This window comes from Streptomyces sp. NBC_00597, from assembly GCF_041431095.1.
Lineage (GTDB): Bacteria > Actinomycetota > Actinomycetes > Streptomycetales > Streptomycetaceae > Streptomyces.
Map to the genome: position 1 here is coordinate 225,431 of NZ_CP107757.1, position 15,882 is coordinate 241,312.

The 15,882-nt window shown below is 72.2% G+C and carries 12 protein-coding genes; 11 read left to right on the forward strand and 1 reads right to left on the reverse strand.

Translation table 11 applies throughout. The features are described from left to right. Positions 1–22: 22 nt before the first annotated feature. The 8 genes from ccrA (at position 23) to OG974_RS00915 (ending at position 9,278) form a co-directional block, all read left to right on the forward strand. Entirely contained in the window at positions 23–1,267 is a 1,245-nt protein-coding gene (ccrA, locus tag OG974_RS00880; protein ID WP_327279035.1) for a crotonyl-CoA carboxylase/reductase, read from the forward strand. Between the two features lie 48 nt (positions 1,268–1,315). After that, entirely contained in the window at positions 1,316–3,061 is a 1,746-nt protein-coding gene (locus OG974_RS00885; protein ID WP_371645064.1) for a fatty acyl-AMP ligase, read from the forward strand. Between the two features lie 132 nt (positions 3,062–3,193). Further along, positions 3,194–4,075: a LysR family transcriptional regulator gene (locus tag OG974_RS00890; protein WP_328764062.1), complete on the forward strand. Its 882-nt coding sequence runs from the start codon at positions 3,194–3,196 to the stop codon at positions 4,073–4,075. A gap of 68 nt (positions 4,076–4,143) precedes the next feature. After that, positions 4,144–5,472: a cytochrome ubiquinol oxidase subunit I gene (locus OG974_RS00895; protein WP_328764063.1), complete on the forward strand. Its 1,329-nt coding sequence runs from the start codon at positions 4,144–4,146 to the stop codon at positions 5,470–5,472. A 45-nt stretch (positions 5,473–5,517) separates the two neighbouring features. Further along, the gene (locus tag OG974_RS00900; RefSeq protein ID WP_328764064.1) at positions 5,518–6,501 is read left to right on the forward strand and encodes a cytochrome d ubiquinol oxidase subunit II; all 984 of its coding nucleotides are present in this window, start codon (positions 5,518–5,520) and stop codon (positions 6,499–6,501) included. An 81-nt stretch (positions 6,502–6,582) separates the two neighbouring features. Then, positions 6,583–7,230 (forward strand): maleylpyruvate isomerase family mycothiol-dependent enzyme, encoded by a 648-nt coding sequence (locus OG974_RS00905; protein WP_327279040.1) that lies wholly within the window; start codon positions 6,583–6,585, stop codon positions 7,228–7,230. Between the two features lie 207 nt (positions 7,231–7,437). Next, positions 7,438–9,039 carry an acyl-CoA carboxylase subunit beta gene (locus OG974_RS00910; RefSeq protein WP_371645066.1) on the forward strand — a complete coding sequence of 534 codons (1,602 nt, stop codon included), beginning with the start codon at positions 7,438–7,440 and terminating at the stop codon, positions 9,037–9,039. A 44-nt stretch (positions 9,040–9,083) separates the two neighbouring features. Next, positions 9,084–9,278: an acyl-CoA carboxylase subunit epsilon gene (locus OG974_RS00915; protein WP_371645068.1), complete on the forward strand. Its 195-nt coding sequence runs from the start codon at positions 9,084–9,086 to the stop codon at positions 9,276–9,278. Between the two features lie 50 nt (positions 9,279–9,328). Here the strand turns inward: OG974_RS00915 and OG974_RS00920 are convergent, their stop codons facing one another. Beyond that, positions 9,329–10,171: a helix-turn-helix domain-containing protein gene (locus OG974_RS00920; RefSeq protein ID WP_327279043.1), complete on the reverse strand. Its 843-nt coding sequence runs from the start codon at positions 10,169–10,171 to the stop codon at positions 9,329–9,331. Positions 10,172–10,704: 533 nt separating this feature from the next. Here OG974_RS00920 and OG974_RS00925 point away from each other — a divergent pair. From OG974_RS00925 to OG974_RS00935, 3 genes are all read left to right on the forward strand, one after another. Then, on the forward strand, positions 10,705–11,433 hold the full coding sequence (locus OG974_RS00925) for a 4'-phosphopantetheinyl transferase (RefSeq protein ID WP_371645070.1): 729 nt from the start codon (positions 10,705–10,707) through the stop codon (positions 11,431–11,433). A 294-nt stretch (positions 11,434–11,727) separates the two neighbouring features. Then, the gene (locus tag OG974_RS00930; RefSeq protein ID WP_328764068.1) at positions 11,728–13,023 is read left to right on the forward strand and encodes a cation:proton antiporter; all 1,296 of its coding nucleotides are present in this window, start codon (positions 11,728–11,730) and stop codon (positions 13,021–13,023) included. Further along, positions 13,010–15,871 carry an AAA family ATPase gene (locus OG974_RS00935; protein ID WP_371645072.1) on the forward strand — a complete coding sequence of 954 codons (2,862 nt, stop codon included), beginning with the start codon at positions 13,010–13,012 and terminating at the stop codon, positions 15,869–15,871. Before OG974_RS00930 ends, OG974_RS00935 begins: the two co-directional genes overlap by 14 nt. Positions 15,872–15,882: the final 11 nt, after the last annotated feature.

Below are 15,882 nucleotides of genomic sequence, written 5' to 3' on the forward strand. Positions count from 1 at the left end.
GACGATCAGGAGAGCAGTGACCATGGGGAAGAGCCTTTACGAGCTGGGTGAGATGCCGCCGCTCGGTTCCGTTCCGGAGAAGATGTACGCGTCCGTGATCCGCCCGGACCGCTTCGGCGAGCCGAAGAAGTCCTTCGCCACCGAGGTCATCGACACCCCCAAGCCGGGGCGCGGCCAGGTGCTCGTCTGGGTGATGGCCGCGGGCATCAACTACAACAACGTCTGGGCCGGCCTCGGTTACCCGCTGGACGTCATCGCCGCCCGGCAAAAGCGCGGCGAGCCCGAGGACTTCCACATCGGCGGCTCCGAGGGCTCGGGCGTGGTCTTCGCCGTCGGCGAGGGTGTCGCCGGGGTTTCCGTGGGCGACCAGGTCGTGCTCTCCGGCGGCCAGTGGGACGAGACCGCGGAAGACATCCGCCTCGGCGGCGACCCGACGTTCTCGCCCACCCTGCAGGCCTGGGGGTACGAGTCCAACTACGGCACCTTCGCCCAGTTCGCGCTCGTCAACGACTACCAGTGCCACCCGAAGCCGAAGAACCTCACGTGGGAGTCCGCGGCCTCCTTCATCCTCACCGGCTCCACCGCCTACCGTCAGCTGTTCGGCTGGGCGCCCAACACGGTCAAGCCGGGCGACCCGGTGCTGATCTGGGGCGGCGCCGGCGGGCTCGGCTCCATGGCCATCCAACTGGTGCGCAACGCGGGCGGCCTGCCCGTCGCGGTGGTCTCCAGCGAGGAGCGCGCCGAGTACTGCCGCAGCCTCGGCGCGGTCGGCACGATCAACCGCCGCGAGTTCTCCCACTGGGGCCGGATGCCCGACCTCAACGACTCCGTCGCGTTCGGCACCTGGATGCGCGAGCTGCGCAGCTTCGGCCGCGCGTACTGGGAGGCCCTCGGCGAGCGCCGCGCGCCGCGGATCGTCCTGGAGCACAGCGGCCAGGACACCATCCCCACCTCCATGTACCTGTGTGAGAACGGCGGCATGGTCACCATCTGCGGCGGCACCTCCGGCTACGCCGCCGACGTCGACCTGCGCTTCCTGTGGATGCGGCAGAAGCGCCTGCAGGGCTCGCACGGCTTCAACCCGGCCCAGTGCCGCGCGGTGATCCACCTCGTCGCCTCCGGGCAGCTCGACCCCTGCCTGTCCGGGCTGTTCAGCCTGGCGGAGATCGGCGACGCCCACCAGCTGATGCACGAGAACCGTCAGCCCCCCGGCAACATGGCCGCGCTGATCAACGCGCCGCGGGCGGGGCTCACCGACCTCGCCTGAGCGGCCCTTCGAGGACGCCCGCCTGCCACCCTTGATGAACGGACGGCAATGACAACTCATCCCACGACAGAGCGCACCCCGCTGCCGCTGCCCGCCCTGCTGGCCCGGCGGGCCGACGAGATGCCCGACACCGTCGCCTACGTCTACCTGCAGAACGGTGAGGAGATCGGCGAGCAGGTCACCTACGCACAGTTGCACGGCGACGTGCGGGCGAGGGCCGGCGCCCTCGCCGAGCTGGCCGGCGAGCGGCGCAGCGCGGTACTGATGTACCCCAACGGTCTGGAGTTCATCAGGGCCTGGCTGGCCTGCACCGCGGCCGGTCTCAAGGGGGCCCCGGTCCAGGTCCCGACGCGCCGGCACGCGGCGCAGCGCGTGCGGACCATCGCCGACGACGCGCGGACCACTCTGGTGCTCACCACCCGCGAGGTCCGCGACCAGGTCCTCGCCGACTTCGCCGGACTGCCCGAACTGGCCGGCCTGGAGATCGTCGCCACCGATGAGCTGCCCGCGCCGGCCGCCGCGACCGAACTACCCGTGCCCGAGCTGTCGGACGTGGCCCTGCTGCAGTACACGTCCGGTTCCACCGGAACGCCCAAGGGCGTGATGGTCACGCACGCCAACTTCTGGTTCAACGCGTGGGAGACGGACCAGCTGTGGCCGATGGAGGACGACGGGTCCGTCGTCTCCTGGCTGCCGTTCTTCCACGACATGGGCCTCCTGCTGGGCATCGTGCTGCCCCTGTGGGCCGGCCGGCCCTCGTACTTGATGGGCCCCGAGGCCTTCATCCGTCGTCCCGGACGCTGGCTGGAGGCGGTGTCCCGGTTCGGCGGCACGCACTCCTCGGCCCCCAACTTCGCGTACGACCTGTGCGTGCGCAGCGACAGCGTGCGCGGGCCGATCGACCTCTCGCGCTGGCGGATGGCCGCCAACGGCGCCGAGCCGGTCCGCGAGCACACGATGGCGCAGTTCATCGGCAAGTACGCCACCAGCGGCCTGGACAGCCGTGCCCTGTCGCCGAGTTACGGCCTGGCGGAGCACACCCTGAAGGTCGCCGGCAGCCCGCCGGACGCCGAACCGGCGCCGCTCGTGCTGGACGCGCAGGCACTGGGCCTGGGCAAGGTGGCCCCGGTCGCCACGGACGCGTCCGTGGTGACCAGCACCGTCATGAGCGTCGGCCGCACGGTCGGCGACACCCGGGTGCGCATCGTCGACCCGCACACCCTCAGGGCGGCGGCGCCCGACGAGGTCGGCGAGATATGGGTGTCCGGTCCGTGCGTGACGGCCGGCTACTTCGGGCGCGAGGAGGAGAGCGAGCGGACCTTCCGGGCGCGCATCGCCGGCGCCGAGGCGGACGGGTTCTTCCTGCGAACCGGCGACATGGGCTTCGTGCACGGCGGGGAGCTCTTCATCACCGGCCGCCTGAAGGACCTCATCATCGTCAAGGGCCGCAACCACTACCCGCAGGACCTGGAGCACACCGTCGAGGGCAGCCACCCGCTGCTGCGCCCGGCGTCCGCCGCCGCGTTCCCGGTGGACGACGGCACGGAGGAGTCCGTGGTCGTGGTGGTCGAGGGCGACAGCCGGGTGGGTCGGTACGCGAGCCCGCAGGAGGTGACGGACGCGGTGCGGGAGGCGCTGCGCCGCAACCACCGCATCGACGTGGCGGACGTGGTGCTGATCCGCCGCGGGACCCTGCCCAAGACCACCAGCGGCAAGGTGCGCCGCCGTCCGTGCCGCGAGCAGTACGTGGCCGGGACGCTGAACCGGCTCGCCGCGGCGACCGCCCGGGCTTGAACCGGATCTGACACCGGCTTCACAGGGAGCTGACGTTCCCCGCACATGGACTTGAGGGTTCGTGTACATGTCGTTCCCCGGATGTCCCGAATGTGAAGTCTTCGCGGGCCGGCCCCCCGGTACGATCACCATATGGAACTGCGTCAGCTGGAGTACCTCGTGGCGGTGGCCGAAGAGGCCAGCTTTACGAAGGCGGCCGCGCGCGTCTACGTGACCCAGCCCTGCGTGAGTGCGCAGATCAGACGGCTGGAGCGGGAGCTGGGGCAGGACCTGCTCGACCGGGGCGGACGGACGGTCCAACTGACGGGCGTGGGCGCGGCGGTACTGCCGCACGCGCGCGCCGTGCTGGCCGCCCTCGACGGCGTGCGCGACGCGGTGGAGAACGTCTCCGACGTCGTGCACGGACAGGTGGCGCTCGGTTCCGTCGCGTCCTCCCTCTCCCTGCGGCTGCCCGAACTGGTCGCGGACTTCAGCGAGAAGTACCCCGAGGTGGAGATCTCCCTCAGCGAGGGGAGTACGGAACAACTGGTCGAGGCCGTGCGGGCGGGCCGGGTGGACGTCGCAATCATCGGCATCGGCACCGATCCGCCCGCCGGCCTCGAAACCCTGCTCATCGCCGACGAGTTGTTGGTCGGAGCGGTGGGCCACGACCACCCGCTCGCCGGGCGCACCAGCATCGCCGTCGACGAGGTCGAGGCCCAGGCGCTGATGTGCCTGCCCGGCGGTAGCGCCGTGCGCGCCGCGTCCGACGCGGCCTGGGCGGCGGCCGGCATCAAACCCCGGGTGGCCTTCGAGGCCAGCGACCCCAGGGTGCTGGCCCAACTCGCCGCCCGTGGCATAGGGATGGCCATCCTGCCGGAGCGGTTCGTGCTCTCCCAGCCGGACCAGCTGCACCCCGTCGAGATCACCAGCATGCACCTGCGCGGCGGCCTCGCCCTGGCCTGGCGGTCGAGCGGCCGCATGAGTCCGGCGGCCCGGGCCCTCGTGGCACGGGCGCGCACGCAGCTCGGCTAGCCCGCCGCGCACCGCCCGCCCGCAGGCGGTTGCCGCACCTACCTCCCACCCTCACCGGAAAGGGCCACGTGAACGTAGTTGACCTCGCGCGACTCCAGTTCGCCGTCACCGCGACGCTGCACTTCCTGTTCGTCGCCCTGACCCTCGGACTGGTCACGGTCGTCGCACTGACGCAGACCCGGGCGATCCGCACCGAGGAACTCGCCCTGCGCGCCACCCGCATGCGCCGCGTGCGCTTCTGGGGCGGCCTCTACGTCATCAACTACGCCCTCGGCATCGTCAGCGGACTCACCCAGGAGTTCCAGTTCGGCCTGAACTGGTCCGGCCTCTCCCACGTCATGGGCAACGTCGTCGGCGCCCCGCTGGCCGTCGAGAGCGTCGCCGCGTTCTTCCTCGAATCGACCTTCCTCGGGCTCTGGGCGTTCGGGTTCAACCGGGTGTCGCCCCGCGCCCACCTCGCGCTGATCTGGGGCGTCGCCCTCACCGCGTACGCCTCCACCTTCTGGGTCATGGTGGTCAACGGCTTCATGCAGAAGCCCGTCGGATTCGAGATGCGCGACGGCACCGCACACGTCACCGACTGGGGCGCCCTGCTCACCAACGGGGCGACCTGGTACGCCGTCGTGCACATCGCGGGCGCCGTGGCCCTGCTCGCCGGCCTGCTCATGGCCGCCGTCAGCGCCCACCACGTGCGCCGCGGCCAGGACAGCGAATTCTTCCGCCCGACGCTGGTCCAGGGCTCCGTCCTCGCGGGTTGCGGCGCCGTCGTCACCGCGATCGCGGGCTCCGTGCACCTGGGGGCGCTCAAGGACTACCAGCCCGAGAAGTACGCCGTGCTGATGGGCCAGAGCGGCGCCGAACTCGACGCGGTGCGCGCCGCCGCGACGGCCCGGTACGGCAACGGTGACTGGCTGCCGCCCGCGTGGGTGGGCGGGGCGTCCGTGCTCATGCTCGTCCTCGGCGTCCTCCTGGCCCTGCTGGCCTGGATCCCGGCCACGGCCGCCCGCGGCGGAGCGACGGGCGAGACGCTCGCCCGCCGGCGTTTGCGGCTGCGGCTGCCGTCGGTCCTGCTGCCCCTCGGCTTCCTGGCCCTGATCTGCGGCTGGCTCAGCCGCGAGGTCGGCCGGCAGCCGTGGATGGTCACCGGCGAACTCACCGTCCGCGACGCCGTCGCCGACGTCTCCCGCGGGGGGATGCTCGCCTCGTTCGTCGTCTTCACGCTCGTGCTCACCACCCTGGCCGTCGTCGACTGGGTGCTCATGGCCCGCTTCGCGCGGCTCGGACCGGACGCGGGACTGCTCGGCGACACGGGCCTCTTCCCGGACGCCGAAGAGCGCAGGGTGTTGCGGGAGGGCGACCGGGGGACGCCCGAGGCGGACGTCCGCCCCTCCTACTGACCCCCCCCATGACCGTACGTACGCCGAGCTGACGGGTAATCAACCGTGGATGTCTTTTGGTACGCCCTGGTCGGGCTCCTCCTCGCCGGCTACCTGGCTCTGGAAAGCATCGACTTCGGCGTCGGGATGCTGATGCCGTTCGCCGACACGGAGAGCGGCCGCGCACGCATGCGGCGCACCATCGTCCCCCTCTTCCTCGCGAACGAGGTGTGGTTGGTCGCCTTCGGCGGTCTCCTCTTCGGAGCCCTGCCCGTGGCGGAGGGGGAACTGCTGCACGCGCTGCGGCTGCCCTTCCTCGGCGTGCTGTGCGCGTGGTTCCTGCGCGACGCCGCACTGTGGTTCCAAACGGCGCACGACGGCGCCGGCTGGCGGCGGACCTGGGGCATCGTGCTGGCGGCCGCCAGCCTGGTCCTCGCGGCCGGCTGGGGCGCCGTCCTCGGCATGCTGGTCCGGGGCCTGTCCACCGGGTCCCACGGGCACGCCGAGGCCGCAGCGGCCGACCTGACCCACCCCTTCACGCTGCTCTGCGCGGCCCTGGCCGTCACCGGCAGCCTGCGCCAGGGCTCGCTCTTCGCCGCCCGCAGCCTGCCGGAAGGCGGCTCGCTGCGGGTGACGTTCGGCCGACTGACCCGGGTGCTGACCCCGATCCTGCTCGTGCTGCCCCTGCTCGTCGCCGCCTTCGGTGCACTGGTCACCGACGCACCCGTGGCGGTGGCCACCACCGCGGTCCTCGCCGCCGCCGGCGTGTACGCCTCCGACCGCGTCCAGGCGACCGGCCGCACCGGCGTGGCGCTGCTGCTGGGCGCCGCGCCGCTGGTGGCCCTGCCCGCCCTCGTCGGCGCGGTGAACGGCACCACGGTGCTGGCCACCCGCGCGGGCGGGGGCGGCCTGGAGCTGTCCGGGGCGATCGCCGACTCCGCCTCCCTCACGCTGATGACCGCGACCGTGCTCCCGGCCCTGGTCCTGGTGGCCTTGGGCCAGCTGTGGTTCTGGCGGGTTTTCGCGGGCGCCGGAAATCGGCGACGGTGAACGGTGGTCATGGCGACTCGTATGGGCACCTATAACGTATCTTTCTTGGACCCTCCGTAAACCGACCGGTAAGGTGAGTTCATGGGTAACGTGTCACACGCGCATCCGGAATCCGTAGTCCGCGCGGCGATAGCGGCCGAACGCCGAGAACTCGCGGACGTATTCGACGACCTGCCCGCAGCGAAATGGGACGAACCTTCCCTGTGCGCCGACTGGCGGGTCCGAGAAGTCGTCGCCCACATGTCGCTGGGGTTCCGGTACTCCATTCCCCGCGTGGCCAAAGAGATCGTCAAGGCGCGCGGCAGCCTGAACCGCATGACCGACCGCTGCGCGCGCAAGGACGCGGCCGAGTTCTCCACCAGTGAGCTCACGGCCTTCCTCCGGGACAACGCCACCCATCCCTGGAAGCCGCCGGTCGGCGGCATCGTCGCGGCGCTCGGCCACGACGTCGTCCACGGCCTCGACATCACGGTCCCCATCGGCGTCGACCGCGCGGTCCCCGAGGACCGGCTCCGCATCCTGCTGGACGCCGTAGACCCCAAGTCCTTCAAGTTCTTCGGCGCCCAGCTCGACGGCGTCCAGCTGCGCGCCGACGACCTCGACTGGACCTTCGGCAGCGGATCGCCGGTCACCGGCGCCGCGCAGGACCTCCTGCTCCTCACCTTCGGGCGCAAGCTGCCCAAGGGTCGGATCCACGGGCCGGAAGCGGACCGCTTCACCCTGACCTGATCGACGCGCGACCTCCCCGAGGGCCGCCCGGCCACCAGCCGGGCGGCCCTCTTGCATGCCTGCCCCCGGCCTGCCCGGAATAGGGGGACGGCCATTAAGCCCCGCTAAATCGCCTGGGTCGTGAACAGGGGTTTTTCCGCCCGTACGCGGCGTGTAGCGTGAGGAATGCAATGAGCGCGCCGGGTGCGTGCGACTAGGGGGGTCTCGATGAGTACGGGAATAGCGGTTGGAATTCCGGATATCGCGGAGTTCCCCGGATCCGGAACCCGCGGGCGTGTGGCCGAATTGCATTCCCTGCGTGAGCGGGCGGTCGAAGGGCCGAGCGAGAAGGCAACGGAGCGGCAGCATGCCAAGGGCAAGCTGACGGCTCGTGAGCGGATTGCGCTGTTGCTCGACGAGGGGTCGTTCCGTGAGGTGGAGCAGTTGCGCCGTCACCGGGCGACGGGCTTTGGCCTGGAGGGCAAGAGGCCGTACACCGATGGTGTGATCACCGGGTGGGGGACGGTCGAGGGTCGGACGGTCTTCGTCTATGCGCATGATTTCCGGATCTTCGGCGGTGCGCTGGGTGAGGCTCATGCCACGAAGATCCACAAGATCATGGACATGGCGATTGCGGCCGGTGCTCCGTTGGTCTCCCTCAACGACGGTGCGGGCGCTCGTATCCAGGAGGGTGTGTCCGCGCTCGCCGGGTATGGCGGCATCTTCCAGCGCAACACCAAGGCGTCGGGTGTGATCCCGCAGATCTCGGTGATGTTGGGCCCGTGTGCGGGTGGTGCGGCGTACTCGCCGGCGTTGACGGACTTCGTGTTCATGGTCCGTGAGACCTCGCAGATGTTCATCACCGGGCCGGACGTCGTGCGTGCGGTGACCGGTGAGGAGATCTCTCAGAACGGGCTCGGTGGTGCGGACGTGCACGCCGAGACCTCTGGTGTCGCGCACTTCGCGTATGACGACGAGGAGACCTGCATCTCCGAGGTGCGTTACCTGATCTCGATGCTGCCTTCCAACAACCGGGAGAACCCTCCGGTCCATGAGACCTCCGACCCTGCCGATCGGCGCTCGGACGTCTTGTTGGATCTGGTTCCGGCGGACGGTAACCGCCCGTACGACATGCTCAAGGTGATCGAGGAGCTCGTCGACGAGGGTGACGTCCTGGAGATCCACGAGCGGTGGGCCCGCAACATCATCTGTGCGCTGGCCCGGCTCGATGGTCAGGTCGTCGGCATCGTTGCGAACCAGCCCGGTCATCTGGCCGGTGTCCTGGACATCGAGGCCTCGGAGAAGGCCGCGCGTTTCGTGCAGATGTGCGACGCCTTCAACATTCCGATCATCACGCTGCTGGACGTCCCCGGGTTCTTGCCGGGTGTCGACCAGGAGCACGGCGGCATCATCCGCCACGGCGCGAAGCTGCTGTACGCGTACTGCAACGCGACCGTTCCGCGGATCAGTCTGATCCTGCGGAAGGCGTATGGCGGCGCGTACATCGTCATGGACTCGCAGTCCATCGGCGCGGACATCACGTACGCGTGGCCGACCAACGAGATCGCGGTGATGGGTGCCGAGGGTGCCGCCAACGTGATCTTCCGCAAGCAGATCGCCGAGGCCGAGGACCCCGAGGCGATGCGTGCGCGGATGGTCAAGGAGTACAAGGCCGAGCTGATGCACCCGTACTACGCGGCCGAGCGCGGCCTCGTCGACGACGTCATCGACCCGGCGGAAACCCGCGAAACCCTGATCAGCGCCCTGGCGATGCTGCGCAGCAAGCACGCCGACCTGCCGTCCCGCAAGCACGGCAACCCGCCGCTGTAGAGCGCCGGTTCAACGCAACGAGAGACGAGAGGAGCGATCCGTCCGTGAGTACGACCGTTGTCGAGGGCGTCCTGCGCGTCGAGAAGGGCCACGCCGCCCCCGAGGAGCTGGCCGCGATCACCGCGGTGCTGCTCGCCTGTGCGGCGGCCCGGGCCGGCGACGCCGACCCGGGCGAGCAGCCCCACAAAGCCGGCTGGCGCAGCAGGGGTTTCCGGGCTCCGCACAGCTGGCGGGGCTGAACCGGGCCGTGGTGCGGGCTGGTTCAGCCCGCACCACGGCCCGGCGAGCCTCACACGCCGACGAGCCGCCGGTCGGCCGCCGTACGCTGGCGCGGGGTGCGGTACCCGGCCCCGGGGCCGCCGTACGGGCCGGCCGGGCGGGCGGTTTCCGCGGTGTGCGGCCGGGCGGGACGCGAGCCGAAGCCGGGGAGGGCGAGCAGCACAGGCGGCCGGGTCCAGTCCTCCTGTTGCAGGACCACGTCGACGCGGGTGCGCTCGTCGGCGCCGATGTCCACGGGGCCCACCGTTCCCACGAGCAGCGGGGAGTCCCCCCACTGATCGCCCGAGGTTCGGGCGCCGAGCGTCACCGCGTGCAGGTACCAGGTGCCCGGCGGCACGTCCGCCACCTGGAAGGGCCCGCTCCCGTCGAGCTTCGTCCAGGCCGCGGGCTGCCCCTGGAGGATCGGGCTGTCGAACAGGCCGATGTACAGGGGCGATCGCGAGCTTCCCAGCACGCGGGCCGTCCCCGCCACGGATCCGAGCGGCCCGCGCTCCACGGCGAAGGGCGTGATGTGGGGATCCTCGCCCGTGCCGCCCCGGCCGATCCGCCGGTACTGGGTGGGGGAGAGGCCGACCGAGGCCGTGAAACGCCGCGAGAAGGTGCTGGCGCTGCCGTACCCCACCCGCGCCGAGACATCGGCAACATTCGAGGAACTGTGCACCAGGAGGGATTTGGCCTCGTGCAGGCGGACGGCGCTCAGGAAGCGGCCGGGTGTCACCCCGGTGGTGCGCTGGAATACCCTGATGAAATAGAATTTGCTCATCATTACCGACCGGGCCAAATCATCGAGTACGAGCGGCTCGTGGTAATTCTCGCGAATGGTCGTGATGGCGCGGCGAGCATAATGCTCCATGAATTCCGCACTCCTTGGATCTGAATCGACGACGGTAAGGAATGGGTGGGCAGCCGCCAGTGAGCCGATAGCGTCCCGCAGAGACGTGAAACGGCATCACGAAAGCGCACCCGTATGAGGGCGGAGCGATGCTCGCCGCGGGTGCTACTCAGGGCAGAGAGGTACCGCACGAGTGTGCTGCGCACCTGCTCACAGGGCTGACGGCCCGTACGATCAGCCGGCTCGGAGGCGCTGTCGGCGCTCTTCCGAAGCAGTCGGCTGTTGAGGAAACTGGTTGATCAACCAGGAAATGTGGGGCGAATCATCTCGCCCTGTCGTACGGCTCACCGCGCCGAAGTCGGTCTTGCATGCGACTGTGTTCATCCTTGGACACGTGGCAACCCCCGTTGCAATCTGTCACGACGGGTTTGAGCCTCGCACACGAGCCGCCAGGAGGCAACTGATTAGCCCCCCCGGGCAGATGTGTAGGTTCTGTCATGTTGTTGAAATTTCATTTGCGCGCGAGAGCGTGAGAGCGCGCGGACGGGAACCCTGTGATCGAGGAACTGCTGCCGTCCGTGGCGGCCGCCGCCGCCACGGCGGGGGACCTGCCGGCCGCCGACCTCCATCCGGAGGAGCTGGCTCTCGTGCGCCGCATGGTGCCCTCGCGGCGGCAGGAGTTCGCCACCGGCAGGCACTGCGCCCGGCAGGCGCTCGGCCTGCTCGGTGTCCCGCCGGGCCCCATCGCCAGGACGGAGGGGGGCGCCCCGCGCTGGCCCGATGGCACGGTGGGGAGCGTGACGCACTGCGCCGGGTACCGCGCGGCGGCCGTCGCCCGGCGCCGGGACCTCCTGGCGCTCGGCATCGACGCCGAACCGCACGCGGCGCTCCCCGGCGACGTACGGCAGGCCATCACCCTCGGTAGTGAACGGGTCGCCCTCGCCGACCTGGCCGCGGCCCATCCGCGGATCCACTGGGACCGCCTGCTGTTCAGTGCCAAGGAGTCGGTCTACAAGGCGTGGCACCCCTTGACCGGGCGGTGGCTGGACTTCACCGATGCGGTGCTCGCCTTCGACCCGGTGCACAACACCTTCACGGCGCGGTTGCTGGTCACGCCGTGCACGCCCGCGGAACGACGCTTCCCCCTTGAGTTCAGCGGCCGTTGGGCGGTCCGCGCGGGCCTCGCCCTCACCGCCGTGGCCATCCCCGCCCCCACCGCCGGCGGAGGAACCCGCCCGGTCACGGGCGATGCGAACCGGCCAGATGAGCAATCTGGGCGATGACACGGGTGCGACCCGTACGGCAGGCTGGGGAGGCCGATCAGGGGACCCGCGACCTCCCCGGGACACGCCGCGCCGCTGCCGAAAGGGGCTGCGGCGCGAACGGCCCGCCGCCGACTGCGCCTTCCCCCGAACCGGGGACGCCGATGCAGGGCCGCGCGGCCTCGTGTGCGCCCTTGCGACGTGGTCGCGCTGCATGTCGAACACCACCCCACCGCCGCCGCGCCCCACTGCGCGGGGCGGCGCTCGGCCTTCGCCTTCCCACCGACGCCGGCCAACCCGAGGACCGTATCGATCATGACCAGTCACCAAGTGCAGTTGCTGTTCCTGGATTTCGGGCTGATTTTGCTGCTCGCCCGAGGACTGGGCGCCCTGGCCGCCCGCATCGGCCAACCGCCCGTGGTCGGCGAGATCCTGGCCGGCGTCCTCCTGGGACCCACGCTCCTCGGCGGCCTGCTCGCCGACCGCCTCTTCCCCGCCGACGTACGGCCGCTGCTGGGCGCGCTGGCGAACATCGGCGTCGCCGTGTTCATGTTCGTCGTCGGACTGGAACTCGAACACCGCTTCCTGCGGGGCCGGGTCAGGATCACCGTCGGCGCGGCCGTGGGCTCGACCCTGGTGCCGTTCGCCCTCGGCATCCCGCTCGCCTTCTTCTTGCTGCGCCACCACCCGACCGAGCAGCGTGCGGCCTTCGTGGTGTTCACCGGCCTGTCCGTGTCCGTGACCGCGTTCCCCGTCCTCGCCCGCATCCTGGTCAGCCGCGGCATGTCCCGGCTGGCGATCGGCGGCCTCGCGCTCGCCGTCGCCGCCGTCGTCGACGTCGTCGCCTGGTCGGCGCTGGCCGGCGTGCAGGCGGTCGTCGGCGGCGCCGGGGACTACTGGCAGGTCGGCCTGCTCATCCCGTTCGCGCTGGTCCTGGTGGCCGTACGCCCCCTGCTGATGCGGGTCCTCACGTACGGCGGTCCCGGCAGCACCCTCACGCCGACCGGGTTGGCCATCGTGATGGTCGGCATCTTCCTGTCCGGCGTGGCGACCGAGATGATGGGGATGCACTACATCTTCGGCGCCTTCCTCTTCGGTGCGCTGATGCCCCGCGAGGGCACGGACGCACTGCGCGAGGAGATCCGCGAGCGCACCGGCGAGATCACCTCGTTGCTGCTGCCCGTCTACTTCGTGGTCGCGGGCCTCAAGGTCGACCTGCGCGGCGTGGGGCTCGAAGGGCTCACCGAGCTCGCAGCCATCCTGCTCGTCGCCATCGGCGGCAAGTTCGGCGGCACGTACCTGGGCGCCCGGTCGCAGGGCCTCACGTCCGAGGACTCGGGCACCCTGGCGGCGCTGATGAACACCCGCGGCCTGACCGAGCTGGTCATCCTCGGCGTCGGGCTGCAACTCGGCTTGCTCGACGGCACGTTGTACTCCCTGATGGTCGTCATGGCCCTGGTGACCACCGCCATGACCGGGCCGCTGCTGAACCTGATCCGCGCCAGGAGCGCCCGGCGGGGGCTGGCCGCCGTACCCGACCTCAGCGCAGTCGGCGACGGGGCCGAGAACGGCGTGGCCGGCGCCGGACGAGGCAGCCGTGCCGCTGGCTGAACGGGCCCGCCAACTCGCCGAACTGACCGCCGTGCTCGACGACGCCGCCCGGGGCCGGGGCGGCGTCGCCGTCGTCAGCGGCGGCGTCGGCTGCGGGCGCACCGAACTCCTCGACGCAGTGCGTTCGGTGGCCGTCCGGGCCGGGGGCGCCGTCCTGTGGGCCGGCGGCTCCCGGCCGGAGCGGGAGGCGCAGGGCGGCGTGATCGGTCAGCTGCTGCGGTACGCCGACCTCCCCGAAGGCCGCTGCGACGCCCTGGTCCTGGAGCCTGCGCGGGTACTCGACCCGGGCGCCGGCGGCTCCCTCCGGTGGCCGCCCGACCGGGCGACCGGCGCGGCCCTGCACGACCTGACCGCGGGGTTGCTGCGGATCGCCGTGCAGACGCCGGTCCTGCTCTGCGTCGACGACATCGACCTCGCCGACCCCCTCTCCCTGCACTGGATCAGCCGGCTCGTGCCGCACCTGCGGGCGGCGCGCATCGCCCTGGTGGCCACCGAGTGCGCCACCACGCGGCCGGCCCACCCGCAGCTGCAGGCCGAACTGCGCCGCCACCCCCGCTATCGGCGGGTCGTACTCGAAGGCCTCTCCCCGGGCGGCGTGGCCACCGTGCTGGCCGGCTCCCTCGGCGGTGCGGCGGCCCGGGGGCTGGCCGCGGACCACCACCGCATCACCGCCGGCAATCCCCTGCTCCTACAGGCGCTCGTGACGGACCGGGACCGTGTCGCCGCCACGCGGGAAGGCGCCCCCGCGGTCGGGCCCGTCGTCGCCGACGCCTACGCGGACGCGGTGCTGAGCCTCCTCCACCGCGGCGGACCCGCCGCCCTGGCCCTCGCTCAGGTCCTCGCCGTGCTCGACGAGGCGGACACGGTCCCCGGCCTCGCGGCCCGGCTCCTCGAAGAGCAGCCCGCCGCCGTCGCCGAGCGGTGCCGGGACCTGGCGGCGGCCGGACTCCTCGACGGCGCGCGGCTACGGCATCCCGTGGGCCGCACGGCGGTCCTGCGGAGCCTGTCGGCACCCGCCCGCCGGGCGCTGCACCGCCGTGCGGCCGAGCTGCTCCACGGGGAGGGGGCCGACGCCCCGAGGATCGCCCCGCACCTGCTCGCGGCCGCACCCGTCGAGGAGCCCTGGGCCCCGGCCGTACTGAAGGAGGCCGCGCGGCGCCATCTGGAGGCCGACCGGCTCCAGGAGGCGCGGGACTGCCTCGGCGCCGCCGTGGCGGTGAGCCGCGAGGACGGCGAACGCGCGCTCCTACAGGCCCAGTTGGCCGCGACCGCCCGGCTGCTCGACCCCGCGCTCGGCACCCGGCACGTCGCGGAGCTCGCGGCGGCGCTGCGCGACGGCCTGCTGCCCGGCCGCCACGCCCTGTCCCTGGCACGGCACTTGTTGTGGCACGGCCGGTTCGACGAGGCGGCCCTGGCCGTCGAGCGGGCGGGGGAGCAGGCGGCGGGCACGTACGCGGATCCGGCGGCCGGCGCCGAGGTCCGGGCCACCCGCACCCTCATGGCGGCGATCCACCCACCGGTGCTGGTGCCGGCCGCCGGCACCGGTGGCGATCCCAGGATCCGGGCGGCGGCGGCCCTGTCCGAGGTGCTCGCCCGCGGCCCCGGCGCACCGGCCGTCGCCGCTGCGCAGGACGCGCTCCGGGGCATGCGGCTGGGGCGGAACACCTCGGAGTGGATCGTGTGCGCCGTGACGGCCCTGCTGTACGCCGAGCAGACCGGGGCCGCCGACCGTTGGTGCCGGCACTGGCTGACCGAGGCCCGTACCCGCAAGGTCCCCCTGTGGGAGGCGGAGTTCTCCTCCCTGCTGGCCGGCGTCCGGCGCCGCCAGGGCGATCCCGTCGCGGCGCGCGGCCTCGCCGAGGCGGCTCTGGCGCAGGTGCCGGTGGAGAGCTGGGGGGTGACCCTGGGCCGGCCGCTGGCCCATCTCGTCGAGGCCGCCACGGACCTCGGCGACCATCTGGCCGCCGCGGAGCACCTCGCCGTACCCGTGCCGGACGCGATGTTCGAGACCCGCTTCGGGTTGCACGTCCTGCACGCCCGCGGCCGCCACCTCCTGGAGACCGGACGGGCCGACGAGGCCCTCGACGACTTCACGGCCTGCGCGGACCTCATGCGCCGCTGGGGATGCGATCAACCGGCCCTCGCGCCCTGGCGGACCGGGGCGGCCCTCGCCCACCTGGCCTGGGGCGACACGACCACCGCCCGTGCCCTCGCCCGGGAGCAGCTCGCCCTGGCGGGACCACTGCCCACCCGGACCCGCGGGCTCACCCTGCGGGTCCTCGCGGACACCGAGTACGGCGCCGAACGGATCGCCCTGCTCACCGGGGCCGTCGCCGTCCTGCGCACCGCCGGCGACCCCCTCCAGACCGCCGGCGCCCTGGCCGACCTCGCCCGCGACCACCTCCGGGCGGGCCGTACCGGCCGCGCCCGGACGGGCCTCGCCACGGCTGCCCGGCTCGCCGGTCGGTGCGGGGCGCGCCCGCTGGCGGCCGCCCTCGCGGCGGAGGCCGAAACGCTGGCGCCGCCCGGGCGGCGGCCCTGCGGCGAACGGGCGGACGGGGCCGCCGTCGTCGGCACGCTCAGCGCCGCGGAGGGGCGGGTGGCTTCCCTCGCGGCGGACGGGCACACGAACAAGGAGATCGCGCAGCGCCTGCGCATCACGGTCAGCACGGTGGAGCAGCACCTCACCCGTGTCTTCCGCAAACTCGGGGTCCGGGCCCGCCGGGACCTCCCGTCGGCGATCGCCCCGGACGCCGCACAGCAGGTGGCCGCCCCACCCGGCGCCGCCGCCCCCGGCGGGCGCGGGCGTGCCGAAACAGCCGTGTCCGGCTCCGGTCCTGATGTGTAGTGTGGGTAAGC

Bases quoted from the DNA above. Each gene is read 5' to 3' on its own strand.
- ccrA (WP_327279035.1), top strand. From the start codon at position 23: ATGGGGAAGAGCCTTTACGAGCTGGGTGAGATGCCGCCGCTCGGTTCC.
- OG974_RS00885 (WP_371645064.1), top strand. From the start codon at position 1,316: ATGACAACTCATCCCACGACAGAGCGCACCCCGCTGCCGCTGCCCGCC.
- OG974_RS00890 (WP_328764062.1), top strand. From the start codon at position 3,194: ATGGAACTGCGTCAGCTGGAGTACCTCGTGGCGGTGGCCGAAGAGGCC.
- OG974_RS00905 (WP_327279040.1), top strand. From the start codon at position 6,583: ATGGGTAACGTGTCACACGCGCATCCGGAATCCGTAGTCCGCGCGGCG.
- OG974_RS00910 (WP_371645066.1), top strand. From the start codon at position 7,438: ATGAGTACGGGAATAGCGGTTGGAATTCCGGATATCGCGGAGTTCCCC.
- OG974_RS00920 (WP_327279043.1), bottom strand. From the start codon at position 10,171: ATGGAGCATTATGCTCGCCGCGCCATCACGACCATTCGCGAGAATTAC.
- OG974_RS00930 (WP_328764068.1), top strand. From the start codon at position 11,728: ATGACCAGTCACCAAGTGCAGTTGCTGTTCCTGGATTTCGGGCTGATT.